This is a genomic window from Streptomyces sp. NPDC055632, assembly GCF_053618675.1.
On sequence record NZ_JBSHHY010000061.1, the window covers coordinates 1 to 24337 of the forward strand.

The 24337-nt window shown below is 73.6% G+C and carries 20 protein-coding genes and 2 pseudogenes; 13 read left to right on the plus strand and 9 right to left on the minus strand.

Going from position 1 to position 24337, the window contains the following annotated elements; genetic code table 11:
* Window positions 1–69: 69 nt before the first annotated feature.
* Both ACWGSR_RS35995 and ACWGSR_RS36000 read right to left on the minus strand, forming a co-directional pair.
* Window positions 70–1914, minus strand: coding sequence for an ABC transporter ATP-binding protein (locus ACWGSR_RS35995; RefSeq protein WP_453573369.1), 1845 nt, complete (start codon window positions 1912–1914; stop codon window positions 70–72).
* Window positions 1915–1985: 71 nt separating this feature from the next.
* A complete protein-coding gene (locus tag ACWGSR_RS36000; RefSeq protein WP_376244187.1) occupies window positions 1986–3683 on the minus strand; it encodes an ABC transporter ATP-binding protein in 1698 nt (565 codons plus the stop codon).
* A gap of 230 nt (window positions 3684–3913) precedes the next feature.
* On the opposite strand from ACWGSR_RS36000, the gene ACWGSR_RS36005 reads away from it, so the two are divergent.
* The 5 genes from ACWGSR_RS36005 (at window position 3914) to ACWGSR_RS36025 (ending at window position 9210) form a co-directional block, all read left to right on the plus strand.
* Window positions 3914–4981: a FecCD family ABC transporter permease gene (locus ACWGSR_RS36005; RefSeq protein WP_453573372.1), complete on the plus strand. Its 1068-nt coding sequence runs from the start codon at window positions 3914–3916 to the stop codon at window positions 4979–4981.
* Window positions 4978–6066 (plus strand): FecCD family ABC transporter permease, encoded by a 1089-nt coding sequence (locus tag ACWGSR_RS36010; protein WP_453573336.1) that lies wholly within the window; start codon window positions 4978–4980, stop codon window positions 6064–6066. The genes ACWGSR_RS36005 and ACWGSR_RS36010 overlap by 4 nt, the downstream gene beginning before the upstream one ends.
* A complete protein-coding gene (locus ACWGSR_RS36015) occupies window positions 6063–6911 on the plus strand; it encodes an ABC transporter ATP-binding protein (RefSeq protein ID WP_453573339.1) in 849 nt (282 codons plus the stop codon). Before ACWGSR_RS36010 ends, ACWGSR_RS36015 begins: the two co-directional genes overlap by 4 nt.
* Window positions 6912–6924: 13 nt before the next feature.
* Window positions 6925–8505 (plus strand): amidohydrolase, encoded by a 1581-nt coding sequence (locus ACWGSR_RS36020; protein ID WP_453573341.1) that lies wholly within the window; start codon window positions 6925–6927, stop codon window positions 8503–8505.
* Between the two features lie 180 nt (window positions 8506–8685).
* On the plus strand, window positions 8686–9210 hold the full coding sequence (locus ACWGSR_RS36025; protein WP_453573344.1) for a GNAT family N-acetyltransferase: 525 nt from the start codon (window positions 8686–8688) through the stop codon (window positions 9208–9210).
* A gap of 105 nt (window positions 9211–9315) precedes the next feature.
* On the opposite strand, the pseudogene ACWGSR_RS36030 reads toward ACWGSR_RS36025, so the two are convergent.
* From ACWGSR_RS36030 to ACWGSR_RS36050, 5 genes and pseudogenes are all read right to left on the minus strand, one after another.
* Window positions 9316–10162, minus strand: a pseudogene (locus ACWGSR_RS36030) (aminotransferase class III-fold pyridoxal phosphate-dependent enzyme).
* A gap of 59 nt (window positions 10163–10221) precedes the next feature.
* Window positions 10222–11025, minus strand: coding sequence for an acetylglutamate kinase (argB, locus tag ACWGSR_RS36035; RefSeq protein ID WP_376244242.1), 804 nt, complete (start codon window positions 11023–11025; stop codon window positions 10222–10224).
* A gap of 122 nt (window positions 11026–11147) precedes the next feature.
* Window positions 11148–11351: a hypothetical protein gene (locus ACWGSR_RS36040; protein ID WP_453573347.1), complete on the minus strand. Its 204-nt coding sequence runs from the start codon at window positions 11349–11351 to the stop codon at window positions 11148–11150.
* Window positions 11352–11617: 266 nt separating this feature from the next.
* Window positions 11618–12652 carry an N-acetyl-gamma-glutamyl-phosphate reductase gene (gene argC / locus ACWGSR_RS36045; RefSeq protein ID WP_453573350.1) on the minus strand — a complete coding sequence of 345 codons (1035 nt, stop codon included), beginning with the start codon at window positions 12650–12652 and terminating at the stop codon, window positions 11618–11620.
* 243 nt (window positions 12653–12895) lie between these two features.
* Window positions 12896–13522 carry a hypothetical protein gene (locus ACWGSR_RS36050; RefSeq protein ID WP_376244206.1) on the minus strand — a complete coding sequence of 209 codons (627 nt, stop codon included), beginning with the start codon at window positions 13520–13522 and terminating at the stop codon, window positions 12896–12898.
* Window positions 13523–14056: 534 nt separating this feature from the next.
* Between ACWGSR_RS36050 and ACWGSR_RS36055 the strand changes: the two genes are divergently transcribed.
* Window positions 14057–14767, plus strand: a complete 711-nt coding sequence (locus ACWGSR_RS36055) for an ABC transporter permease (protein ID WP_453573354.1) — start codon at window positions 14057–14059, stop codon at window positions 14765–14767.
* 228 nt (window positions 14768–14995) lie between these two features.
* Window positions 14996–15325, plus strand: a pseudogene (locus ACWGSR_RS36060) (iron chelate uptake ABC transporter family permease subunit); the annotation flags it as partial.
* 262 nt (window positions 15326–15587) lie between these two features.
* On the opposite strand, the gene ACWGSR_RS36065 reads toward ACWGSR_RS36060, so the two are convergent.
* Window positions 15588–15851, minus strand: a complete 264-nt coding sequence (locus ACWGSR_RS36065; protein ID WP_376244212.1) for a hypothetical protein — start codon at window positions 15849–15851, stop codon at window positions 15588–15590.
* Window positions 15852–16208: 357 nt separating this feature from the next.
* Window positions 16209–17456, minus strand: coding sequence for a glycosyltransferase (locus tag ACWGSR_RS36070; protein ID WP_453573357.1), 1248 nt, complete (start codon window positions 17454–17456; stop codon window positions 16209–16211).
* Between the two features lie 58 nt (window positions 17457–17514).
* Here ACWGSR_RS36070 and ACWGSR_RS36075 point away from each other — a divergent pair, with 58 nt between their 5' ends.
* The 6 genes from ACWGSR_RS36075 (at window position 17515) to ACWGSR_RS36100 (ending at window position 24299) form a co-directional block, all read left to right on the plus strand.
* On the plus strand, window positions 17515–18309 hold the full coding sequence (locus ACWGSR_RS36075; RefSeq protein WP_376244217.1) for a glutamate racemase: 795 nt from the start codon (window positions 17515–17517) through the stop codon (window positions 18307–18309).
* 61 nt (window positions 18310–18370) lie between these two features.
* Window positions 18371–18937, plus strand: a complete 567-nt coding sequence (locus tag ACWGSR_RS36080; RefSeq protein ID WP_376244220.1) for a hypothetical protein — start codon at window positions 18371–18373, stop codon at window positions 18935–18937.
* A gap of 124 nt (window positions 18938–19061) precedes the next feature.
* Window positions 19062–20885 (plus strand): apolipoprotein N-acyltransferase, encoded by a 1824-nt coding sequence (gene lnt / locus ACWGSR_RS36085; RefSeq protein ID WP_453573361.1) that lies wholly within the window; start codon window positions 19062–19064, stop codon window positions 20883–20885.
* An 85-nt stretch (window positions 20886–20970) separates the two neighbouring features.
* Complete coding sequence (locus ACWGSR_RS36090) at window positions 20971–21453, plus strand: NUDIX hydrolase (protein WP_376244227.1); 483 nt, start codon at window positions 20971–20973, stop codon at window positions 21451–21453.
* 55 nt (window positions 21454–21508) lie between these two features.
* Window positions 21509–22336, plus strand: coding sequence for a 3-hydroxybutyrate dehydrogenase (locus ACWGSR_RS36095; protein WP_453573365.1), 828 nt, complete (start codon window positions 21509–21511; stop codon window positions 22334–22336).
* 67 nt (window positions 22337–22403) lie between these two features.
* Window positions 22404–24299 (plus strand): helix-turn-helix domain-containing protein, encoded by a 1896-nt coding sequence (locus ACWGSR_RS36100; protein WP_376244233.1) that lies wholly within the window; start codon window positions 22404–22406, stop codon window positions 24297–24299.
* Window positions 24300–24337 lie beyond the last annotated feature (38 nt).

Below are 24337 nucleotides of genomic sequence, written 5' to 3' on the forward strand. Positions count from 1 at the left end.
GTGTGTCCCTCCCGTGGGGGAGGGACACACGGCCCTTCTGAGTTCGGCCCGAAACCGGACGGCCCCGCGTCAGGTGGCCGGTGCGGACGGCACCGACGGCGCTTCGGGCCTGCTCGGCGCGGGCAGCACACCGACGTCCTCGGGCTCCCGGCGGCTGTCCGACCAGGCGTCCCAGAGGGCGGCGTAGCGTCCGCCCGCCGCCACCAGCTCGTCGTGCGTGCCGGTCTCGACGACCTGCCCCTGGTCGAGGACCACGATCCGGTCGGCGGTCGCGGCCTGCGGGAGCCGATGGGCGACCATCAGTCCGGTACGCCCCTCCAGGGCCCGCAGCGCGGCCGTTTCCAGCACGCGTGCGCCCGCGCTGCCCGCGTCGGCGGTGGCCTCGTCGAGGATCGCGACGGGCGGGTCGGCGAGGACGAGGCGGGCCAGGGCCAGGTGCTGGGCCTGGGTCACCGTGAGCCGGTGCCCGCCCTCGCCGACCACGGTGGCGAGGCCCTCGGGCAGGGCGAGCGCCCAGTCCAGGGCGCCCACCCGGTCGAGGGCGGCGCGCAGTTCCTCGTCGGTGGCCTCCGGCCGGGCCAGGCGCATGTCCTCGGCCAGCGGGCCGGCGAACACGTGGACCTCCTGGCTGATCAGCGTCACCGCCCGGCGGATCCCGGTGGGGCCGAGCTCTCCGGTGTCGACGCCGCCGAGGGCGATGGTGCCGGCGGCCGGCTCCTGGACACCGGCGATCAACTTCGCGAGGGTGGTCTTCCCGGCGCCGCTCGCCCCGACGAGGGCGACGCGCTCACCGCTGCGGACGTCCAGGTCGACCTCGCGCAGGACTGGGTGCCCCGCCACGTACGCGTGGCTCAGGGCGCGGACCGTGACGGAACCGTCCACGGGCACCCCCCGCTCGTGCGGTTCGCGCTCGGCGGGCAGTTCGGACACGCCGACCAGGCGGGCCAGGCTCGCGCCGGCGGACTGCGCCTCGTCGATGAGGAAGAGCGCGGCGTTGACCGGGTTGAAGAGGCTGTGGAAGTAGAGGGCGGCGGCGGTGGCGGTGCCGATGCTGACGGATCCGTCGTCGACCAGGTAGAAGCCGGTGACGAGGACCCCGGCCAGGCCGATGAACTCGGCGAGGTTCAGCCGCGAGAAGAATCCGGACACCAGCCGGATACCACGCAGTGCGAGGTCGACGGCCTCCTTGGACCGCTGCTCCAGCAGATGGGCGTGCGTTCCGCCGAGACCGAACGCACGGACGGTGCGGACGCCGCCGACACTGTCCAGGAGCTGGTGCTGGAGCGCGCCAGTGGCCACGCGGTGCCGGGCGTACACGGAGGTGGCGCGGGGGATGTACCAGCGCACCGACAGGACGTGGACGGGTACGGCGAGCAGGACCACGGCGAGGAACCGCCAGTCCAGCACGGCCAGTCCGGCCGCGGTCAGCACGATGGTGAGCAGGGCGGCGGCGAACTCGGGCAGGGCCTGGCGCACGGCCCGTGCGATCACGGTGACGTCGCCGGTCACCCGGGAGGTCAGGTCGCCGGAGCCGGCCCGCTCGACGCGTTCCAGGGGCAGGCGCAGGGCCCGGGCGATGAACCGTTCCCGCAGGTTCGCGAGGATCGTCTCGCCCAGCCGGGCGACGAGGGAGCTGCCGATCGCGGTGGCGACGCCGCGGGCCGCCGCGACGACGACGAGCAGGACCATCGGTACGGTCAGCGAGGCCGGGCCGCGCCGGTCGACGACGAGGTCGACGATGCGTCCGAGCAGCGGGGCGGTCAGCAGACCGATGCCCGTTCCGAGGACGAGGACGGCCAGCGCGGACGCGGCCAGCAGGCGGTTGCCACGCAGCAGGGTGCGCAGGACGGCGAAGGTCTGGGCGCCGGTGGCCGTGGGCAGCAGTTCGCGATCCGCCGTGGTGGATCCGCTCATCGTCCGTCCTTCGTGGTCCGCGTCCGCGTGGCCCGCGCGCGCTCCGGCCGGGGCCTTCTCGTTCGTGTCGGTCATGCCAGCACCGTCGCGCGGTAGGCGGTGTCGGCCGTGACCAGGTCCTGGTGGCTGCCCTCCGCGGTGACGGAACCCCCGTCGATGACGACGACCCGGTCGGTCGCGGCGAGCAGCGCGGGGCTCGTGGTCACCAGGAAGGTGGTGCGGTCCGACCGCAGCTGCTTCAGGCGGGCCGCGATGCGGGACTCGGTGACCGTGTCGACGGCGGTCGTCGGATCGTGGACGACGAGCACGGGAGGATCGGCGGCCAAGGCCCTGGCCAGTGCGACGCGCTGGCGCTGTCCGCCGGAAAGCGAGCGGCCGCGCTCGGTGAGCGGTGTGTCGACACCCCGGGGCAGCGAGCGGGCCACGTCGTCCGCGGTGGCGGCGGCCAGGGCGGGTCCGGTGTCGGCCGTACCGTCGGCCGCGCCCGCCCGCACGTTGTCGAGCAGGCTGCCTTCGAACAGGTCGGCGTCGTGGTGGGCGACGAGGATCGACCGGCGGGCGTCGCCGGGGTCGAGGTCGGTCAGCGCGATGCCGTCGAGCTCGATCACCCCTTCGTCAGGATCCGATTCGCGGCCGAGGCACAGCAGCAGGTCCTTGGCGGCGGCCGGGTCCTTCGCGACGACGCCGATCAGGCTTCCGGGGGCGACGTCGAGATCGAGGCCGCGCAGGGTTCCGTACGAGACCCCGCTGAGGCGGACCCGTCCGGCGATGGGACGGGCGAGCGCGGCCGTTCCGGCGACGACGGCGGGCGGCGCGGCGAGCACCTCGGCGATCCGTTCGGCCGAGGCGCGCCCCTGGGCGAACTCGCCGTTGACGTAGGTGAGGAGCTGGAACGGCCCCAGCAGGTACTGGGCGAGGCCGACGGCCGCGACGAGCTCACCCACGCTGATCGAACCCCGCATCGCGAGGTACGCGCCGACGAGGCCGATGACCGCGATGAAGATGCCGGTGAGGGCGAGGAGCGCGCCGTCGTGCCAGGCCCGGCTGCCGGCGGCGCGCAGTGCGGCGGCGAGGGAATCCCGGCTGGTGCGCTCGTACCGGGAGACAGCGGCGGCCTCGGCGCCGATGCCCTTGAGGACGCGCAGGCCGGCGACGAGGTCGGCGGCGACGCCGGAGGCGTGCGCGGCGCGGTCCTGCTCGACCTCGCTGCGCCGTTCCAGGGGGCGGCTGATGAGGTGGCCGAGCCACAGCAACGGCGGAACGCCGAGGAGGATCAACAGGCCCAGCGGCAGAGAGATGCGCAGCAGGGCGACGGCGCTGATGACGAGGCCGGCCGCCGCCGACACCGCGTACGGCAGCGCGGCGGCGGTCGCTCCGACGCGAGTCGCGTCGCCGGTGGCGATGGCGGTCAGCGCGCCGGGCAGCCGGCCCTTGTCGGCGCCGCCGCGCGGGTCGAGCACTTTCCTGCCGAGGCCGAGGCGCAGATGGTGGCTCGCGTGTTCCGCGGATCCGTCGGTGATGCGTGCCGCGATCCGGTAGCAGGTGGACAGGACGAGGAAGAGGCCGGCGAGGACAGCCAGCCAGCGCAGCAGGGCCCCGGTGGATCCGGTGGACACGGCCTGGTCGATGATGATCCCGATGACGACGGGGACCAAGGCCTCGCAGCCCTGGTGGGCCACGCCGAGGACGGACCCCGTTGCGACGCGGCGCCGTTGGCTGCCGATCGCTTTCCGGAGGACTTGTCTCCCCGTGGGTCCTCCGTCGAGCATGTGTTCCTCCGTCAGGCATGAAAATGATCAAATAGTTAGGTAAGGCTACCTTAAATAAGCCACCCCGGCCGAGCGCCGCCCGCCGCGTGGCCTTTTCGCCGTGATTGCGCCATTCTTCGCTGCGTTGACCCGACGGGAAGCCTTCGCTTAGGCTTACCTAAGTATCATCCTGTTGTCGGTGCGTCACCTTTCATTCGCCGCCGGCCAACTGTCGCCAGGGAGAGTACTTGTTGCTGGTCGAAGGCCAGGCGGAAGCGGGTGCCGGGGCCCGGGGCCGGGGTGTGCCGCCGAAGTCCCGGTCCCTGACGGCTGCGCGCGGGGCCGGCCTCCTCGTCGGGCTCGCCGCGCTCGTCCTGATCTCGTTGCTCAGCGTGTGGGTGGGCACCAGAGGCATCCCGTTCTCCGCCACGTGGGACGTGCTCTGGAGCCCCGACGGGTCACAGGCCTCCGTCATCATCCACGAGTACCGCATCCCCCGGACCCTCCTGGGCCTCCTCGTCGGCCTGGCCCTCGGACTGTCCGGCGCGCTCATGCAGGCCCTGACCCGCAACCCGCTCGCCGATCCAGGTCTGCTCGGCGTCAGCCTCGGCGCCTCCACCGGCGTGGTCATCGCGATCTCGTTCCTCGGCATCGGCACGGCGCTGGGCTACGTATGGTTCGCGTTCGCCGGCGCCGCCCTCGCCTCGGTCGCGGTCTACCTGCTCGGGTCCTCCGGGCGGACCCTGGCCACACCCGACCGACTGGTCGTCGCCGGGGCCGCCGTCACAGCCGTGCTCACCGCCTTCAACACGGCCGTCCTGCTCCTCGACCCGCGCGCCTTCAACCAGTTCAGGTTCTGGACGGTGGGCGCCCTCGCGGGCCGCAACCTCGACGTCGTGTACCTGATCCTGCCCTTCGTCGTCGTGGGCCTGCTCGTCGCCCTCGGGATCGCCCCCTCCCTCAACGCCCTCGGCATGGGAGAGGACGTGGGCCGCGCCCTCGGCGTGAACGTCGGCCGGACCCGCGCCCTCGGCGCCGCCGCCGTGATGCTGCTCTGCGGTGCCGCGACCGCCGCCGCGGGACCGATCGGCTTCGTGGGCCTGGCCGTTCCCCACGTGGCCCGCTTCGTCGTCGGCCCCGACCAGCGCTGGGTCCTGGCGTACTCCATGCTGATCGCGCCCGTCCTGCTGCTCGGGTCCGACGTGCTGGGCCGGGTGCTCGGAGCACCGGGCGAGATCCAGGTCGGCATCGTCACCGCGTTCCTCGGCGCACCGCTGTTCATCGCGCTGTGCCGCCGCCGAAAGTTGGTCATGCTGTGAGCGCCGCACCCGAGGCCGAGACCTCCGCCGCCCCCACGCCCCGCATCGTCAGCGGCAGCGTCCTGCGCACCCCGCGCGGACGCTACTCCCTCCGGGTCCAGAACCGCACCGTGGCCGTCACGGTGATCCTGCTGGCCCTCCTGGTGACGGTCATGACGATCAGCCTGACGACCGGTGACTTCAGCCTGTCCGTCGGCGAAGTGCTCGGCGCCCTGTTCGGCGACGGTGGCGGCGCCGCCGACTTCGTCGTCAACACGCTGCGCATGCCCCGGCTGCTGACCGCACTGTGTGTGGGTGCGGCCCTGGCCGTCAGCGGAGCCATCCTGCAGAGCCTGACCAACAACCCGCTCGGCAGCCCCGACATCATCGGCTTCACCAACGGGTCGGCGACCGGCGCGCTCGTCGTCATCGTCACCCTGCACGGCAGCATGACCCAGATCGCCGTCGGCGCGCTGATCGGCGGGCTCGGCACGGCCGCCGTCATGTACCTGCTGCTCATGGGCTCCGGCATGCAGGGGTTCCGGCTCGTCGTCATCGGCATCGGCGTGAGCGCCCTGCTGCTCGCCTTCAACTCCTACCTGCTCACCCGGGCGAGCTGGCAGGAGGCCCTGGAGGCCCAGGCCTGGCTCATCGGCAGCCTCGGCAACCGCGGCTGGAGCCACGCCAACACCATCGTCATCGCCGTCGGCGTCCTCCTTCCCCTCGCCCTGCTCCTCTCCCGCCGGCTCTCCATGGTGGAGATGGGCGACGACACGGCCACCGCGCTCGGAGTCAACGTCGCGGCGAGCCGGACGGCGCTGCTCGTCATCAGCGTGGCGCTCGCCGCGTTCGCCACCGCGGTCACCGGGCCGATCTGGTTCGTCGCGCTCGCGGCGCCCCAGCTCGCCCGCAAACTGTCCCGGTCGTCCGGACCGGCCCTGGTGCCGTCCGCCGCGATGGGCGCCGTCCTGCTGGCCGGCAGCGACCTCGCCGTACAACGCATCTTTTCCCCCGCCCTCCTGCCGGTGGGCACGGCAACCGGCACCGTCGGCGGGTTGTACCTGATCTGGCTGCTGGTCACGGAGTCACGAAAGAGCCGCGCATGACTGCGAAGAACGCCTCCACCGCCCGCCTGAGGGCCGAGGACCTGACCCTGACGTACGACCAGCGGACGGTCGCCACCTCCCTGAACGTGGTCATCCCCGACCACTCCTTCACGGTGATCATCGGTCCGAACGCCTGCGGCAAGTCCACGCTGCTCAAGGCGCTGTCACGGATGGTCAAGCCGACCGCGGGCCAGGTCTACCTCGACGGGGCCGCCATCGCCTCCTACCGCTCCCGCGAGGTCGCGCGCAGGCTCGGCCTGCTCCCGCAGACCTCGACCGCGCCCGGCGGCATCACCGTCGGCGACCTCGTCGCCCGCGGCCGGTACCCGCACCAGAAGATGCTCAAGCAGTGGTCCGCCGAGGACGAGGCCGCCGTCGCCGAGGCCATGCGCCAGACCGGCGTCCTCGAACTCGCCGAACGGCCCGTCGACGACCTCTCCGGCGGCCAGCGCCAGCGCGTGTGGCTCTCCATGGTGCTCGCACAGCAGACGTCCATCCTGCTCCTCGACGAACCCACCACCTACCTCGACATCGCGCACCAGGTCGAGGTGCTCGACCTCTGCGCCGACCTGCACAAGCGCAAGGGGCAGACCATCGTCGCGGTGCTCCACGACCTCAACCAGGCCTGCCGGTACGCCACCCACCTCATCGTGATGAGGCCCGGCGGTATCGTCGCCGCCGAGGGCGATCCCGCCACGATCATGACCGCCGAGCTCATCCAGGACGTCTTCGGCCTGTCCTGTCGGATCATCGACGATCCGGAGACCGGCACACCCCTGATGGTGCCCTCGGCCCGCCAGCGGCCGGCCACGGCCGCCGAGGCCCCCGTGGCCGAACTCCTCTGAGGACGGACCCTCCATGCTCTGCACGAGGCTGACGAACGCCAACATCATCACGATGAACCCGGACCACCCCGTCGCCCACGACCTGGGGATCTGGCACGGCCGGATCATGGGCCTGGACGACGCGGTGACGGGGCTCCCGGCTCGTGAGGTGATCGACCTCCAGGGCGCCACCGTCCTGCCGGGGTTCATCGACAGCCACGTGCACCTGGCCTGGACCGGCCTGAAGGCGGCCACTCCGAGCGTCGCCGGTCTCGCACGGGTCGAAGACGTCCTCGCCGTCGTCGCGGAGGCCGTCTCCGGACGGACCGGGCCCGGTTCCTGGGTGGATGTCGCCGGCTACGACCAGCGCGCCCTCGGACGCCACCTGACCGCCGCCGAACTGGACCGCGTCTCCCAGGGGCACCAGGTGTTCCTGATGCACGAGTCCGGACACGCCTGCGTGGTCAACACCGCCGTGCTCGACCGGCTCCCGGTCGGCGTCCCCCACGAGGACGGCTTCCTCGCCGAGGGGGCCATGAGCGCCGCCCGTGCCCTGCGGCCCCCGTACTCCCAGCGGGAACTCGCCGACGCCGTCGAGCGAGCCGCCGCCACCTGCCTCGCCGAGGGCGTCACCGCCTGCGCCGAAGCGGGCATCGGCGGGGGACTCCTGGGCCACAGCCGCGTCGAGCTCGGCGCCTACCAGCTCCTGCGCGACGAGGGCCGACTGCCGCTGCGGGTCCAGCTCATGGCCGCCGCCGACACCCTGAGCCCCGTCACCACCTCGGCCGCCGACGGCATTCCGCGCGCCCTCGCCCTCGGGATGCGCACCGGGTTCGGCGACGACTGGCTCTCCCTGGGCGCGCTCAAGATCTACACCGACGGCGGCATGATGGCCCGTACGGCCGCTCTCACCCGTCCCTACGAGGGCTCGGCGCACACCGGACAGCTCCAGGACGACCCGCAGCGACTCCTCGACACCATCGTGGACGGCCACCTCGCCGGCTGGCAGCTCGCGGTCCACGCCATCGGGGACCGCGCCGCCGACCTCGCCCTGGAGGGGATCGAACGGGCCCAGAGCCTGCGACCCCGCCCCGGGGCCCGGCACCGCGTCGAACACGCCGGTCTCATCAGGCCCGACCAGCTGCCGCGCTTCGCCGGGCTGGGGGTGAGCGCGGTCGTCCAGCCCAACTTCCTGTACTCCTTCGGGGACGACTACTCGGCGATCATGGGGGAGGAGCGGGCTCCCTGGATGTACCGGGGCAGGAGCTTCCTCGACCACGGAGTCACCCTCGTCGGCAGCTCCGACCGTCCCGTCACGGACGGATCGCCTTTGCGGGCCGTCCAGTTCATGGTCGAGCGGCTTTCGTCGACCGGCCGGGCGGTCGGTCCGGACGAGGGCATCACCGTGGACCAGGCGCTGCACGCCTACACCGTCGCGGGGGCGTACGCCTGCCACTGGGACGACCGGGCGGGCAGCCTCGGGCCGGGCAAGCGCGCCGACCTGGTGGTCCTGGGCGACGACCCGCGACGCGTCGCCACCTCGGCCATCGGCGGCATCCAGGTCGTCGCCACGTTCGTGGACGGGACCAGGAGCCCGGAGTCGAAGGCTTTGTAGGCGTGCGGGAGCCCAGCCGGAAGCGCGGCCCCCTCCGCGACTCCGGAAAAGGCGGAGCGCGCCGCGTGATCCGGGTTTGGCTCGTTACTTAAGTAAGGCTAACCTTGGTCGGGCGGTTCCGGGTGGTGCGGCGATCGAGCCGCCTTCCGCTCGCGCCGGAGCCGTACGGAAAGGGAACCCTTGATCACGCTCGCTTCGCGGACCGCCCGCCGGCCCGTGCCCGCCGCCGCGCACGACGCCTTCCCCGTACGTTCCGCGCACTCCGGGGACGCAGCGGCCCTCGGGGCCCTGTCCGAGCCGTTCGTCCGGTCCGGGGCACTGCGTGCGCGTCCCCTCTCCCTGTACGCCGAGGACTCGGCCGACTTCCTCGTGGTGGACGCCCCCGACGGCAAGCTCCTGGGCTGCCTGGCGCTGGGGGTCCACCCCGCCTCGGCGGGCGCCGGCCGGGCGGCCTCGGGCGTCCTCTACAACTTCTGCGTCACCCCGCGCAGTCAGGGCCACGGGCTGGGTGCGAAGCTGCTGGCCGCCGCGATGGTCCGAGCCGACTCCCTTTCCCTGAAGGCTCTGTTCACCGCGACGACGGGCAGCGGCGAACTGTTCCGGCGGCACGGCTTCGCCCCGGCCCACGTCACCGCGGCGCCGCCGGCCTGGGTGAACTCCCTCTCCCCGGAGCGCAACTCGCGGATCCTCTTCCGCTCCCTGTGAATCCCCGACACACGACGGTGACGGCCGGCACCTCCTCGGGTGCCGGCCGTCACCGTTCTCCGGTCGGTCCGCCGACCGCTCGCCTCCGCCTGTCGGCAGGCCTCCTCAGCGGCCGAGTATCCCCGGCAGGGCTTCGAGGAGCGCGTCCACCTGTGCCTCGGGCACGTTCAGCGCCGGAGCCAGACGTACGGTCGTGGGCCCGGCCGCGTTCACGAGGAAGCCCGCGTCCTGCGCCGCCCGCCGCACACGCTCGGAGCCGGGCTCGGTGAGGCCCATGCCCACCAGCAGTCCGGCCCCCCCCCCGTACCTCTGCCACCAGCGGATGGCCCAGTGCGCGAATGCCGCGGCGGAGTCGCTCACCCTTGGCCCGGGTGATCTCGCGGGCCGCCCGCAGGTATCCCTCCGGCGGGACGACGACCCCGGCCTCGCCCTGTACCGGCTCCAGGAACACGGCCGCCGTCCGCTCCGTGACCGCGGCCCGCAGCGCCTCCGCGTCGCCGTACGGTACGTGCGACACCCCGCCCGGCATCGGCAGGAACGGCTCGCGCTTGCCGGGCTGCCCGGTGAGCGCGAGGACGCCCATGGTACGGCCGTGGAACCCGCCCTCGGCGGCTATGAGCTCGTCCCGTCCGGTCCGCCGCGCGATCTTGAAGGCTGCTTCGACCGCCTCCGTACCGGAGTTGGCGAAGAACACCCGGCCAGGCCGTCCCGCCGACTCCAGCAGCCGCTCCGCGAGCGCGACCGCGGGTTCGGAGACGAACAGGTTGGAGACGTGTCCCAGCGTGGACGACTGGCGGACGACGGCCGACAGCACCGCAGGGTGGGCGTGGCCGAGCGTGTTCACGGCGATCCCGCCGGTGAAGTCGGCGTAGGCGCGCCCCGCCTCGTCCTGGACGGTGCTGCCCTCGCCGCGGACCAGGGCCAGCGGCGGGGTGCCGTAGTTGTCCGTCATCACCGCGCGCCAGCGGTCGGTGAGCCCCCGCCGCGCGGTGTCCGCGACAGCCGATCGGATCAGGTCGTCGCCGAGCGTCGTGCGGTTCTCTCCTCCAGGTCCGGAACCACGGTGGTTCCGGACAGATCGCCGGACGCGACGCCCCGTAGCACGGAGTGCGGCACCCGGCCGTCCAGCACGTGCGCCTTGCGCACGCCCGCCCGGACGGCCCGCAGGCAGCCCTCCATCTTGGGGAGCATCCCGCCGGCCAGCTCCGGCATCAGCTTCTCCACGCCCTCGGCCGTCAGACGGCCGATGACCTCGGTGCTGTGCGGCCAGTTCGCGTAGACGCCCTCGACGTCGGTCAGCATCACCAGCTTCTCCGCGTCGAGCGCGACGGCCAGTGCCGATGCCGCGAGGTCGGCGTTGATGTTGTAGATCTGCCCGTCGTCGCCGCGGGCCACGGGGGAGACCACCGGGATGCGGCCCCGGTCGAGGAGGGCCCGGACGGTGTCCGCGTTCACGTCGACGATGTCGCCCACCAGCCCGATGTCCACGGGTTCGCCGTCGACCCAGGCCGTCCGCCGTACGGCGGTCATGGTGTGCGCGTCCTCGCCCGACATGCCGACCGCGAAGGGCCCGTGGGCGTTGATCAGCCCGACGAGCTCGCGCTGGACCCGGCCCGTCAGCACCATCCGGACGACGTCCATGACGTCCGGGGTGGTCACCCGCAGGCCCGCCTCGAAGCGGACCTCCAGGCCGAGCCGGTCGAGCATGCGGCTGATCTGCGGACCGCCGCCGTGCACGACCACCGGGTGGAGGCCGGCACGGCACAACTGGACGACGTCCTGGGCGAACGTCCGCTTGAGGTCCTCGTCGACCATGGCGTTGCCGCCGAACTTGATGACGACGGTCCGGCCGCGGAGCCGTTCCAGAAGGGCCGGATCCGGCAGGCCCGGTCCAGCGGGAGCGGCTCCCGGCTTCGTCCGTATGCTCGCGGGGGCGCTCATGAGCCGCACGCGCCGTTCTCGTGGACGTGCTCGGCCGTCAGGTCGTCGGTCCAGGCCGTCGCCGTGTCGTCGCCCGCGCAAGGGGCCGGATCGAGCCGCGCCGCGGCGACGTCTACGTCCGTCGCCGGCGCCACCGGCATCGCGGCCGGCCCGGGCGCGAGCACGCCCGCGCCCCCACTCACCCCGGGCGACGCGTTCATGGCGGCGACGATCCCCTCCGTGATCCCGCCTGCGGGCGGCCGGACGCCGATGAGCCCGGTCGGGTACGCGGCGGCCGATAGCCGGCCGTACGCGAGGGCCCCGCGGGAGCAACGGACGGGCCTCGTCCGTATCCGCCGAGAGGCCAACACTCCGGCGACCGCGCGCGACGGACTGCGGTCCACCACCGGGCCCTGCTCGGGAGCGCAGGATTCCCTGATTCCGGCGGCTGCGCCGCCGACGTCGAACCCCTGAGCGGCGGTCACGGTCACGGAGCGACTCCGTTCGTCGGCAGGCCCAGCTCCTCCGGCATCCCCAAGGCGACGTTCATGCTCTGGACCGCGCCACCCGCTGTGCCCTTCGTGAGGTTGTCGATGGCACTCACGGCGATCAGGCGGCCGGCGCCCTCATCCACCGTCACCTGCACCTGCGCACTGTTGGAGCCGAGCACGGCACCGGTCTGCGGCCACTGCCCGGCCGGCAGCAGCCGGACGAAGGGTTCACCGGCGTACGCGTCCTCGTACGCGGCCCGCACCTCCCGCGGTCCGACCACGGTTCCGGGCCGCAGACGCGCCGAGCAGGTGGCCAGAATGCCGCGGGGCATCGGCGCGAGGGTCGGGGTGAAGGACACACTCACGTGCTCACCCGCGAGCCGCGAGAGGTTCTGGGTCAGCTCGGGCGTGTGCCGGTGCCCGCCGCCCACACCGTACGGGCTCATGGAGCCCATCAGTTCGGAGCCGAGCAGGTGCGGTTTCGCCACCCGGCCCGCGCCCGAGGCGCCGCTCGCCGCGACGATCACGGCCTCCGGCTCCACCAGGCCCGCGGCGAACGCCGGGTACAGGGCGAGGGTGACCGCGGTGGGGAAACAGCCGGGTACGGCGACCCGGTTCGCGCCCTTCAGGGAATCCCGCGCCCCCGGGAGTTCGGGGAGTCCGTACGGCCAGGTCCCGGCGTGGGCCGAACCGTAGAACCGCTCCCATTCCGCGGCGTCCTCCAGCCGGAAGTCGGCGCCGCAGTCCACGATCAGCACCCCGGGCTCCAACTGCTGGGCGATCGAGGCCGATCGCCCGTGCGGCAGGGCCAGGAAGACCACGTCGTGACCGCGCAGCGATTCGGCGGAGGTGTCCACCAGCACCCGGTCCACGAGCGCGGGCAGGTGCGGCTGCACCTCCCCGAGCGGGCGCCCCGCGCTGCTGTGGGCGGTCAACGCGCCGATCTCGACGCCGGGGTGCGCCACGAGCAGCCGCAGGATCTCCCCTCCGGCATACCCACTGGCTCCGGCTACCGCGACCCTTACGGTCATGTTCTTCGTCTCTCTTCGTGCCTGCTCGGGGCCGGGCCCGGCAGAAGTGCTTGATGCGTTGCCACCCGCGGGGTGCCGCACCGCGGCCCTGCGGGCCGCGCGACGCCTCTCCAGTACCACGGGTGTGGGCCTGTCGCCGCGTCCGGTGTACCGGCCCTCAGCCTGCGGGTGAAGCTTAGCTAAGCCTAACCTAAGATCTCCTGGGTGGGCCGGGCCCGATGGATGCCATCGATCGGACAGGCCCTAGTCGGGTCGGTCCTCCGGGGCGCCGCGCTGTACGAGCCGGAACTTGCTCCGAGCGTGAGATTTCCGGCCGGGGTGACGTGGTCGGTAAGAGCCCGGGACGTAGGCGCCTTTTTCACGTCCTCTGTTGGGCCGGACCCGGCGTGCCGCCTCCAGCAGGGCTTCCAGTGTCGGAGAGGCCTTCAGCAGTGCGCGAAACCGGTACTCGCGGAAACCGGCCAACTTGAGGGCGTCGAGCATGGTGGTGCCGTTGCTCATCGCGATCAGCACGACGCGGACCATCGCCGGCGTGTGCTGTCTTTCCGGCTTCGCCCCGTGCGCGGCGGCCAGGGCGGAGGCCCCGTACAGCGCGGCGGCGAACGAGGGGTCCGTTTCGATCCAGCGCCTGAGGACGGGCTCGGAGACTCCCGCCCACACCGCTGCGGCCGGTATGCCCAATCCCTGGGCCGCGGCCTGCAGGACGTCCGCCATCCGTGCCAGGGTGGCGTCACGTTCGCTGGGCAGGGTGCCCAGCGAGACTTCCCATGCCTGTTCGACGGCGTCGCGGTCCTTCAGCCAGGCGATCACCTCACCGGGTTCGGACGGACTTTGCGCCGACCCGGAGTCGGCCTTGTTCGGTTCGTACACCACCCCTCCTTTCGTGTTCGCTCTTTCCTGTCTTCTCGGGTGGCCCCGTGAGGCCGTCGGCTGACTGCCCGCAGGTGCCAGCGCGGTCCGCGGGGGAGCGTTCGAATGGAAAAACGGCATCATCACCGGTGCGACACAGGGGATCCGCACAAGGCTCTGCAGGGCGGTGGGGTCGGGCCGTCCCCGTTCAGGGCCAGGGCGACGGCGCCGCCCCAGCCGCCTTGGCGTCACCCCTCCGCGTACGGCCCGCCATTGATGCGACGGTGGCTATAGCGGTGCCGACGCCGAGAAGGAGGTGGCGGGAGCCGGCGGACATGGGTGCCTCGATTCGCGTGTGAGCCCGATCGGCCCGGACCGCGCATGCCGCGAGCCGTCGCGGAGTCTACATAAATGTAGTCAGGCAGGGAAGGCTGCCCTAAGTGCATGGTGCTGCCCGGTGGTTCACCGAGTCGGTCGGAGGTGTGTTCACCCTGTGAGGTTTCTGCCCTGCGGTGCGGCCGGGCGGCCTCGGCGAGAGACGAGGGACCCGTCGCCGTGCACGGCAAGGCCGTGGCCAGGGGACTGGAGCGCCGCACCGGACCGGAGCTCGGCCCCGCCCGCGCCACACTCCTTGCCGGCGCCCGCGCGGCTGCTCAGCTTGTCGCCGTCTCCCTCGTCATCGGACTGGTCGTCCGCTCGCCGCCCCTACTGCTTTGCTTCCTCCTGCTGATGTACGCGGTCGCGGTACGTACCGCCGGCCGGCGCGTGGTCCCCGCACCCGGCCGGGCCTGGCGGTGGGCCTCGGTCCCCATCGCCGCAAGCGTCCTTCCCGTGGTCACCGCCCTGTCGGTCACACGCCTCGTCCCCCTCCGGGGCATCGCCCTCATCCCCGTCACCGGCATCCTCATCGGTGGTGCGCTCACCGCCACCGTTCTCGCCGGCAGGCGTGCGCTCGACGAACTCGCCACCCGAAAAGGCGAGGTGGAAGCAGGACTCGCCCTCGGGCTCCTGGAAAGGGATGCCCGCCTGGAGGTGGCGCGCAAGGCCGCGTCGGACGCCCTGCTCCCCGGCATGGACCAGAGTCGCACCGTCGGCCTTGTCACCCTCCCCGGCGCGTTCGTCGGCATGCTCCTGGGCGGCGCATCCCCTCTGCACGCAGGAGCGGTACAGCTCTTCGTTCTGGTCGCCCTGCTCCTTGTCCAGGCCGTGGCGGTCGCCACCACCCTGGAGCTGGTGGCCAGGGGCCGACTGGTGCGAGAAGGGTAAGACCGTTTCACCGCACGCCGGCAGCCATGTCCCTGGTCGGCGCCGCGGAATCCCTCATTCGGGCACAGGCCGAGAAATATGAGGGTCGCCTTACTGAAGATTGGTGCGGGCTGCGGCAGGGTTTCTTCCTGGCGGCCAGGAGGAGATCGGGTGAAGCAGGACTCCCGGCCGGCCCGGAGCGGCCTTCCCGCAACGCACAGCGCCCCGGCCCGTGCGACAGAAGGAGAAATGGGCGTCTCGACGCTCACGTTCCGCAGGCACAAGGGCGGAGCCTCCGTTCGCGTGATCGGTCTGCTGGCTCTGATGCCGGTCCTTCTCGCCACGGTCTGGACGAGCCTTGCCGTCGGATCGGGGCCGGTCGGCATCGACGGCATCCTGCCCGGCGTGTTCGACCCCGACCTCGCGGACAAGGGCCGGCTCATCCTCCGTGAGGTCCGGATCCCCCGTACCGCGGCCGGCCCCATGGCCGGAGTCGCCCTCGGACTGGCCGGCGCCGTGATGCAGGGCGTGGCCCGCAACCCGCCGGCCGATCCCGGCCCGCTGGGCATCAACGCCGGAGAGGCGGATGGACCAGGCCGGCCGGTTGAGGTCGTCGCCCCCCTACAGGGTCCACCGGTCGCCCTGGGCATGAGGGACGTGCTCGAAAGTGAGGCTGCGGTCGGGGGCTTGCCAGGTGGTGCGGGCCGGGCGGCTCGCCGGGTGTCAGCCGGCGTCCCGGAGCGCCTCGTACGGATCCGAGGTGCCCGTGAGGGGCGGGGTGTCGAGGAGCCGCAGGGGCGTTCGGACGAGGGGGACGGGGGCCGGCGGTGAGAGTGGCGTGTCAGAGGCGCTGGCCGACGGGGCCGTCGTACTCGGCGATCGTCCGGGCAATGTCGGTACGGTGGCGGGCCTCGTGGTCGAACTCGGCCCGCACGGTCAGGGATTCGTGGCAGGCGACGGTGGTCTCGTCGCTCCAGGTCCGGTACTTCTCCCATGGGGAGCCGGGGTCGAAGAGCGACGTCAGGAGCTTTTCGTGTTCTCCCGGGTCGGCCTGCGGCGGTGCGGTCGGCGTGTTTGCGGGTTTCGTGCCGGACGGGCTCGGCACGGTGGCGACGTTGGAGAGCCGGCCGCGCCGCAGGAGGGACCAGATCCCTTCGACGCAGCGTGCACGGGACCTCCACGCCCTCGCCGGGATCGCCCGGGAGCGCCCGCATGGGATGACACCCGTCGAGCAGGCGGATGTGTTGGACCTGCTTGACGTCCGGGTGACGCTTCTTGGCGCGGTCTCGTCACGCAAGAGCACGGATGATCAGGTGGCTCAGTGGTTCCGAGCCAACGGTGGAGTCGTACCGGCGCTGACGGACGAAGCCCGGGCAAGGGTCGAGCCGGTCTTCACGGGCCCTCCGCAGGGCGGCCGACGCGGCTTCCGAGGCTCATGAGGGTGCCGGACGCGGGGACGTGCTCAGCGCTGGTCCGGCGCCGCCTCCGGGCGCGCGTACGTCCGCCCCTTCCACGCCGCGCCCCGGCCCCGGTGGTGCCGCACCGCCGAGTCCACCGTCATCAGCAGATAGAGGGACGCGGTGAACGGCAGCAGCGGGGCGAGCCACAGCGGCTGCCGGTAGTGGCGGAGCATCGGCGCGTACGACCCCGCCATCACCGCCCAGGCCGCACCCCCCGCCCAGGCCGCCGCCGCGTCCCCGGTCGCCGCGCCCGCCACCAGGGCCGCCGGCGGCACCAGGTAGACGACCACGAGTCCCGCGACCGTCCCCAGGAGCAGCAGCGGGTTGTGCCGGAGTTGCGCGTACGCGCTCCGCGAGACCATCCGCCACAGCTCGTCGAGCCCCGGGTACGGACGGACGCTGTCGACCCGCTCCGCGAGGCCCAGCCAGATCCGCCCGCCGGCCCGCCGCACCGCCCGCGCCAGCGACACGTCGTCGATCACCGCCTGCCGGATCACCTCCGGCACCCCGGCCGCCACCGCCGTCTCCGTCCGCAGCAGCACGCAGCCGCCCGCGGCCGCCGTCGCCCGGGGGCGAGGGCGGTTGATCCAGCGGAAGGGGTAGAGCTTCGCGAAGAAATAGACGAACGCCGGCACGATCAGGCGCTCCCACGCGCTCTCGGCCCGCAGCCGGGCCATCTGCGACACCAGGTCCAGATCGTTCTCCACCGCCGCCGACACGAGGAGGCGCAGGCTGTCCGGCGCGTGGGCGATGTCCGCGTCCGTCAGGAGCAGGAACTCCGGACCGCGCGCGCGTGCCAGCGCCATGCCGTGCCGCAGCGCCCACAGCTTCCCCGTCCACCCCGGCTCCGGCTCGCCCGGCGACACCACGGTCAGCGGCAGCCCGCCGCACCGGCCGGCCAGCTCGACGGCGAGCCCGCCCGTCCCGTCCGTACTCCCGTCGTCGACGAGGACCACCTCCGCGATCCCCGGATAGTCCTGCGCGAGCAGCGACGGCAGGCTCAGCGGCAGCACCCCGGCCTCGTCCCGCGCGGGCACGACGACCACCACGCGCGGCCACGCGACCGGCTCCCCGCGCGCGTGCCCGTGGACGAGCGCGTCCGGCTTCCCGCCGTCCCGTGCCCCGCGCGCGTGTCCGCCGTGTGTGGTCGGCGGCAGCCGCTGGTCCGTGCGCCAGAAGAACCCCTGGCCCAGGAGGAGCCAGACCCAGGCGGCCAGGGAGACGGACGCGAACCAGGCAAGGGTGCTCATTCGCGGCAGTCTGCCCCAGAACGAGGGGGATGCGGGGCTCATCGGCTAGGGTGACCGGGTGAAGATCGCGCTCATGGACTCCGGAATCGGCCTCCTCCCGGCGGCGGCCGCGGTGCGGCGGCTCCGGCCGGACGCGGACATCCTCCTCTCCAACGACCCCGACGGCATGCCGTGGGGCCCGCGCACCCCCGAGGACCTCACCGGGCGCGCCCTCGACGTCGCGCTCGCCGCCGCCGGGCACCGCCCGGGGGCGCTGATCGTGGCCTGCAACACCGCCACCGTGCACGCCCTCCCCGCTCTGCGCGCCGCCCTCGAACCGGACGTCCCCGTCATCGGCACCGTGCCCGCGATCAAGCCCGCCGCGGCGGGCGGCGGCAAGATCGCCATCTGGGCCACCCCGGCCACCACCGGCAGCGACTACCAGCGCGGACTGATCCGCGAGTTCGCCGGGGGAGCCGAGGTCACCGAGGTGCCCTGCCCCGGCCTCGCGGACGCCGTGGAGCACGCGGACCAGGACGCCGTGGACCGGGCCGTCGCCGCGGCGGCCGCGCTCACCCCGGCCGACGTCCGCGCCGTCGTCCTCGGCTGCACCCACTACGAGCTGGTCGAGGAGCGCATCCTCGCCGCCCTGGAGGCGCGCCGCCCGGCGGACCTCCCGCCCCTCGTCTTCCACGGCTCCGCCGACGCCGTCGCCGCCCAGGCGCTGCGCCGGATCGGCGCCGAGCCCGCCCCCGGCGCCGATCCCACCGGCACCCTCTCCGTCCTCCTCAGCGGACGCCCCGGCCGGCTCCCCGCCGCCGCCCTCGCCTACGCCGAGGGCCGTGGCCTCGCGGAGACCGCCCCCGCTCACTGAGCGTGACCGGAGGGTTCCATTCCAGCACGCCGCCCGGGACGAACATGGGTATTCTTCCGATATGAGGGAATACTCCCGGGACCCCCGTGCCGACGAGCGGACGTCCGACGTCTGGACCGGCCGCGCCACCAACCGCTTCCAGTGGGTGGCCGCGGCGGCCGGTGCCGCCTGCATGGCCCTGGGGATCGCCCTCGCCGTCCAGCTCCAGTGGACCTCGGGCATCGCGGCCCTCCTCATGGCGGTGATCGGCTGCGTCACGGTCGGACTGCTCGTCCTCTTCGGCACCCTCGCCTTCGTCCACGTGGCCGTGAAGGTCGACGACCGGGCCATGGAGGTCCGCTGCGGCCACATCGGCCTGCCGCGCCGCCGCATCCCGCTCTCCCACGTCGTCGGCGCCGACTTCGCCCCGAGCGTCACCCCGCGCCACTGGGGCGGCTGGGGCTACCGCTGGCGCCCCGAGAAGGGCACGGCCGTGATCGTCCGGCGGGGCGAGGGCCTGGTGCTCCGCCTGGACGACGGACACACCTTCACGGTCACCGTCGACGGCGCCGAGTCCGCCGTCCGCGTCATCCGCGACCGCCTGCGCCGGCTGACCCCGCCGGGCCCGCCCGCGGCCACGGGGGCGTGACGGGCCCGTCCCCGGAGCCGGGCGCCCCGGCCCCCGACCGGCCGCGTCCGAGCCGGTCGGAGGGGTGCGCGCCGGGCCAGCACCGGACGCCCGGCGGACAGGGACGCCCCGTAGACTCCGCAAGGTGAGCGCCACCATCACCCCCGTCGACGCGTCCGAGACCGACACCGCACCCGCGCCGGCCCACCGGCTGCGGCGGTTCGCCCGGCCGGCGGCGGCCCTGCTGTCCGGCTTCGTGCTCTACCTGAGCTTCCCGCCGCGTCCCCTCTGGTGGCTCGCGCCGCCCGCCTTCGCCCTGCTCGGCTGGGCCCTGCGGGGCCGCCGGCTCCGCGCCGGCTTCGGCCTCGGGTACCTGGCCGGCCTCGGCTTCCTGCTCCCGCTCCTCGTGTGGACCGGCGAGGAGGTCGGCCCCGGCCCGTGGCTCGCCCTCGCCGCCGTCGAAGCGCTCTTCGTCGCCGCCGCGGGCCTCGGCGTCGCGGCCGTCTCCCGCCTCCCGTGGTGGCCCTTCTTCGCCGCCGGGGTGTGGATCCTCGCGGAAGGGGCACGCGCGCGCGTGCCCTTCGGCGGCTTCCCCTGGGGCAAGATCGCCTTCGGCCAGGCCGACGGCGTCTTCCTGCCCCTCGCCGCCGTCGGCGGCACCCCCCTGCTCGGCTTCGCCGTCGCCCTCTGCGGCTTCGGCCTGTACGAGGCGGCCCGCCTGGTCCACGCCCGCCGCGCCCACGGCGGCCTCGACGCGGCCGCCCCGGGCACCACGGTCCCGGGTGACGCAGCCCCCGCCCCGGACGCTCCCGCCACCACCCCGGGCGCCACGGTCCAGGACGCCACAGCCCCCGCCCCGGGCGCCCCCGCCCCGGACGTCCCCGGTACCGCTTCGAGCCGCCCCGGCACCGCCGGGCCCGCCCCCGACGCCGCTCCGTCCACCGCCGCCACCGGCCCGCGCCGCACCGGCGCCCTCCCACGCGGCCCGCTCGTCGCCGCCGCGCTCGCCGTGCTCCTCCCGGTCACCGGCGCGCTCGCCGCGCTGCCGCTCGTCGACGACTCCGCCGAGGACGGCACCGCCACCGTCGCCGCCGTCCAGGGCAACGTCCCCCGCCTCGGCCTCGACTTCAACGCCCAGCGCCGGGCCGTCCTGGACAACCACGCCGCCCGCACCCGCGAGCTCGCCAAGGCGGTCGAGGAGAAGCGCGAGCCGCGGCCCGACTTCGTGCTGTGGCCGGAGAACTCCTCGGACATCGACCCGTACGCGAACGCCGACGCCGCCGACGTCATCGACGAGGCCGTCCGCGCGATCGGCGCGCCCACCGTGATCGGCGCGGTCATCGCCCCCGAGACCGGCAAGCTCCGCAACACCCTCATCCAGTGGGAGCCCGGACGCGGCCCGGTCGCCACGTACGACAAGCGGCACGTCCAGCCCTTCGGCGAGTACATCCCGATGCGGCCCCTCGTCCGGATCTTCAACAGCAACGTGGACCGGGTGAGCCGCGACTTCGGCCCCGGCACCAAGGTCGGCGTCTTCGACCTCGCGGGCACTAGGGTCGGCCTCGCCACCTGCTACGAGGCGGCCTTCGACTGGGCCGTGCGCGACACCGTCACCCACGGCGCGCAGCTCATCACCGTCCCCAGCAACAACGCCACCTTCGGCCGCAGCGAGATGACCTACCAGCAGCTCGCGATGTCCCGGGTGCGCGCCGTCGAGCACAGCCGGTCGGTGGTCGTGCCCGTCACCAGCGGGGTGAGCGCGGTCATCCGCCCCGACGGCGAGGTCGTCGCGGAGACGAGGATGTTCACCCCGGACGTCCTGGTCGAGAAGGTGCCGCTGCGCTCCTCGCAGACCCCCGCGACCCGCATGGGCACCCTGCCCGAGGCCCTCCTCGCGGCGCTCGCCGCCGCCGGAATCGGCTGGTCGGCGCTCCGCTCGGTGCGGGCCCGCCGCACGCGGGCGGAGTGAGCGGGGGCGGCCGGGAGCAGGAGGCCGGAGCCCGCGGCCGCCCGGGGCCGGTCGGCTCCCGCCGTACATGACCTAGGGTCGGTCCATGGCTACTCCTGACTTCATCCGCACCCTGCGCGAGACGGCCGGTCACCAGCTCCTCTTCCTGCCCGGGGTGAGCGCCGTCGTGTTCGACGACCGGGGCCGGGTGCTGCTCGGAAGGCGCTCCGACAACGGGCGCTGGGCGATCATCGGCGGCATCGTCGAGCCGGGCGAGCAGCCCGCCGACTGCGCGGTCCGCGAGGTGTACGAGGAGACCGCCGTGCGCTGCGAGGTCGAGCGGATCGTGATCGTCGAGACCCTCCGCAAGCCCGTCGTCTACCCCAACGGCGACCAGTGCCAGTTCATGGACGTGACCTTCCGCTGCCGGGCCGTCGGCGGGGAGGCCCGGGTCAACGACGAGGAGTCCACCGAGGTCGGCTGGTTCGACGTGGACGACCTGCCGGAGATGAAGCGGTTCTCCCTCATGCGGATCGAGAAGGCGCTCGCCGACGAACCCACATGGTTCCGCACCACAGCAACCGGCTGAACTATGGGACCGACGCACATCGGTGGGGGAGGGGGCCGTTCATAGGGTGCGGAGCATGAGCGCTCCCGTCACCGCCCCCGGTACCGACCTCGCCGCACCCCTGCCCCGCGCGGCCGGACTCGCCCTCGACCTCACCGGCCGCACCGCGCTCGTCACCGGCGCGGCCGGCGGCATCGGACGCGCCTGCGCGCTGCGGCTCGCCGCCGCCGGGGCCCGCGTCAGAGCCGTCGACCGGGTCGCCGAGGGCCTGGACGCCCTGGCCGGAGAGGCCTCCGCGCTTCCCGGAGAGCTCGAACCGCGGCTGCTCGACCTGACCGACCTGGACGCCGCGGAGAGCGCCGCCGCGGGCGCGGACATCCTCGTCAACAACGCCGGGCTCCAGCTCGTGCGGCCGATCGAGGAGTTCCCGCCGGACGTCTTCCACACCGTCCTCACCGTGATGCTGGAGGCGCCGTTCCGGCTCATCCGGGGCGCCCTCCCGCACATGTACGGCCGGGGCTGGGGGCGGATCGTCAACATCTCGTCCGTCCACGGGCTGCGCGCCTCCGCCTTCAAGTCCGCCTATGTGGCCGCCAAACACGGTCTGGAGGGCCTCTCCAAGACCGCCGCCCTCGAAGGCGCCCCGCACGGGGTCACCTCCAACTGCGTCAACCCCGGCTACGTCCGCACCCCGCTCGTCGAACGCCAGATCGCCGACCAGGCCGCCGCCCACGGCATCCCGCCGGAGCGGGTCCTCGCGGACGTCCTGCTCAAGGACGCGGCGCTCAAGCGGCTCATCGAACCGGAGGAGGTCGCCGAGGCCGTCCTCTACCTCTGCGCCCCCCAGGCCTCGTTCATCACCGGCACCTCCCTCACCCTCGACGGCGGCTGGACCGCCCACTGAAGGTGCCCCTGTGAAGGTCGTCCACAGGGGTGGTGCGACCACACGTCCGGCAGGTATCCCTGTGTCCATGTCCCACGAACACGTCTCCTACCTGGAACTCCTCGCACGGGGAGCCGCGACGGAGGCCTACGACCGGCCCGTACTGCTCGCCCGTGCGAGCGGCGCGGGCCCCGAGGCGCTGGCCGACCTCGAAGAGGCCAAGCAGCTCGCCCTGCGGGTCCGGGCCGAGCTGGAGGGACGGCGGCGGCGCGAGGCTGAGCTGTCCGCGCTCTTCGCCACCGCCCACGACCTCGCGGGACTCCGCGACCTCGACGCGGTCCTGCGCGCCATCGTCCAGCGCGCCCGCTCGCTCCTCGGCACCGAGGTCGCCTACCTCAGCCTCAACGACCCGGCCGCCGGCGACACGTACATGAGGGTCACCGAGGGCTCCGTCTCCGCCCGCTTCCAGCAGCTCAGACTGGGCATGGGCGAGGGGCTCGGCGGCCTCGTCGCCCAGACCGCCCGCCCCTACGTCACCGACGACTACTTCGACGACGCCCGCTTCCAGCACACCCGGACCATCGACACGGCCGTACGGGACGAGGGCCTCGTCGCCATCCTCGGGGTGCCGCTCAGCCTCGGCAGCCAGGTCATCGGAGTGCTGTTCGCGGCCGACCGCAGGGCCAGGGTCTTCGAGCGCGAACAGGTCGCGCTGCTCGGCTCCTTCGCCGCGCACGCCGCCGTCGCCATCGACACGGCCAACCTCCTCGCCGAGACCCGCTCGGCCCTCGCGGAGCTGGAACGGGCCAACGACATCATCCGCGAGCACAGCGGCGTCATCGAGCGGGCCTCCGAGGTCCACGACCGCCTCTCCGAACTGGTCCTGCACGGCGGCGGCGTCCACGACGTGGCCCGCGCCGTCTCCGAAGTCCTGGGCGGGACGGTCGAGTTCACCGAGACGGGCGCGGGCTCCGCGCGCCGCGCCGGGGGCCACGCGGTCCGCGAGGGCGACGACTGGGTCGCCGCGGTCTCCGCCGGCGGCGAGGCCCTGGGCACCCTCGTCCTGCACGGCCGGCCCGACCTCGACCCCGTCGACCAGCGCACCCTGGAGCGCGCCGCCCTGGTCACCTCCCTGCTGCTGCTCGCCCGCCGCTCGGCCGGCGAGGCCGAACAGCGGGTGCGGGGCGAACTCCTCGACGACCTCCTCGACGCCCCCGACCGGGACCGCCGCCTGCTGCGCGAGCGCGCCGCCCGGCTCCGCACCGACAGCGAGGCCCCGCACGTCGTGCTCGCCGCCCGCGTCGACCGGGCCGCCGGCGGCGGCGCCGACACCGACGCGGGCCGCCGCGAGAGCGCCGACCGGCAGCGCCTGTGGTCGGCCGCCTCCCACCTGGCCGCCACCCGCCACGGACTCGCCTCCGCGCGCGACGGCGGCACGGTCCTGCTGCTGCCGCTCGGCCCCGGCGAGACCGCCGCCGAACTCGCCCGGCAGACCGCCAAGAGCCTCGGCGGCACCCTGCGCGAAGAGGTCACCGTCGGCGCCTCCGCCCCCGTACGGGCGCCCCTGGACCACCCGGACCAGGTGGCCGTCGCGTACGGGGAGGCCCGCCGCTGCCTCGACGCGCTGGGGCTCCTGCACCGCTCCGGGCAGGGCGCCGCCGCCGAGGACCTCGGCTTCCTCGGCCTGCTGCTCGCGGACAGCCGGGACATCGGCGGCTTCGTCGACCGCACCGTCGGTCAGGTCGTCGCCTACGACCGGCGGCGCGGCACCGAGCTGGTCCGCACCCTGGACGCGTACTTCGCGAGCGGCATGAGCCCGGCCCGTACCAAGGACGAACTCCACGTCCACGTCAACACGGTGGCCCAGCGCCTGGAGCGGATCGGCCGGCTCCTCGGCCCCGACTGGCAGTCCCCGTCGCGCGCCCTGGAGATCCAGCTCGCGCTGCGGCTGCACGCCCTCGCGGACGCGGTCGGGGGGAAGTGACGTACGGAAAGGCCCCGGGCCCCGCTCACGGCGAGCGG

What these genes read in the sequence shown, in the direction of transcription:
- ACWGSR_RS36040 (WP_453573347.1), bottom strand. Translation starts at nt 11,351, where the DNA reads ATGAACGCGTCGCCCGGGGTGAGTGGGGGCGCGGGCGTGCTCGCGCCC.
- ACWGSR_RS36020 (WP_453573341.1), top strand. Translation starts at nt 6,925, where the DNA reads ATGCTCTGCACGAGGCTGACGAACGCCAACATCATCACGATGAACCCG.
- argC (WP_453573350.1), bottom strand. Translation starts at nt 12,652, where the DNA reads ATGACCGTAAGGGTCGCGGTAGCCGGAGCCAGTGGGTATGCCGGAGGG.
- ACWGSR_RS36080 (WP_376244220.1), top strand. Translation starts at nt 18,371, where the DNA reads ATGAGGGAATACTCCCGGGACCCCCGTGCCGACGAGCGGACGTCCGAC.
- argB (WP_376244242.1), bottom strand. Translation starts at nt 11,025, where the DNA reads ATGGTCGACGAGGACCTCAAGCGGACGTTCGCCCAGGACGTCGTCCAG.
- ACWGSR_RS36095 (WP_453573365.1), top strand. Translation starts at nt 21,509, where the DNA reads ATGAGCGCTCCCGTCACCGCCCCCGGTACCGACCTCGCCGCACCCCTG.
- ACWGSR_RS36015 (WP_453573339.1), top strand. Translation starts at nt 6,063, where the DNA reads ATGACTGCGAAGAACGCCTCCACCGCCCGCCTGAGGGCCGAGGACCTG.
- ACWGSR_RS36100 (WP_376244233.1), top strand. Translation starts at nt 22,404, where the DNA reads ATGTCCCACGAACACGTCTCCTACCTGGAACTCCTCGCACGGGGAGCC.
- ACWGSR_RS35995 (WP_453573369.1), bottom strand. Translation starts at nt 1,914, where the DNA reads ATGAGCGGATCCACCACGGCGGATCGCGAACTGCTGCCCACGGCCACC.
- ACWGSR_RS36070 (WP_453573357.1), bottom strand. Translation starts at nt 17,456, where the DNA reads ATGAGCACCCTTGCCTGGTTCGCGTCCGTCTCCCTGGCCGCCTGGGTC.
- ACWGSR_RS36090 (WP_376244227.1), top strand. Translation starts at nt 20,971, where the DNA reads ATGGCTACTCCTGACTTCATCCGCACCCTGCGCGAGACGGCCGGTCAC.
- ACWGSR_RS36000 (WP_376244187.1), bottom strand. Translation starts at nt 3,683, where the DNA reads ATGCTCGACGGAGGACCCACGGGGAGACAAGTCCTCCGGAAAGCGATC.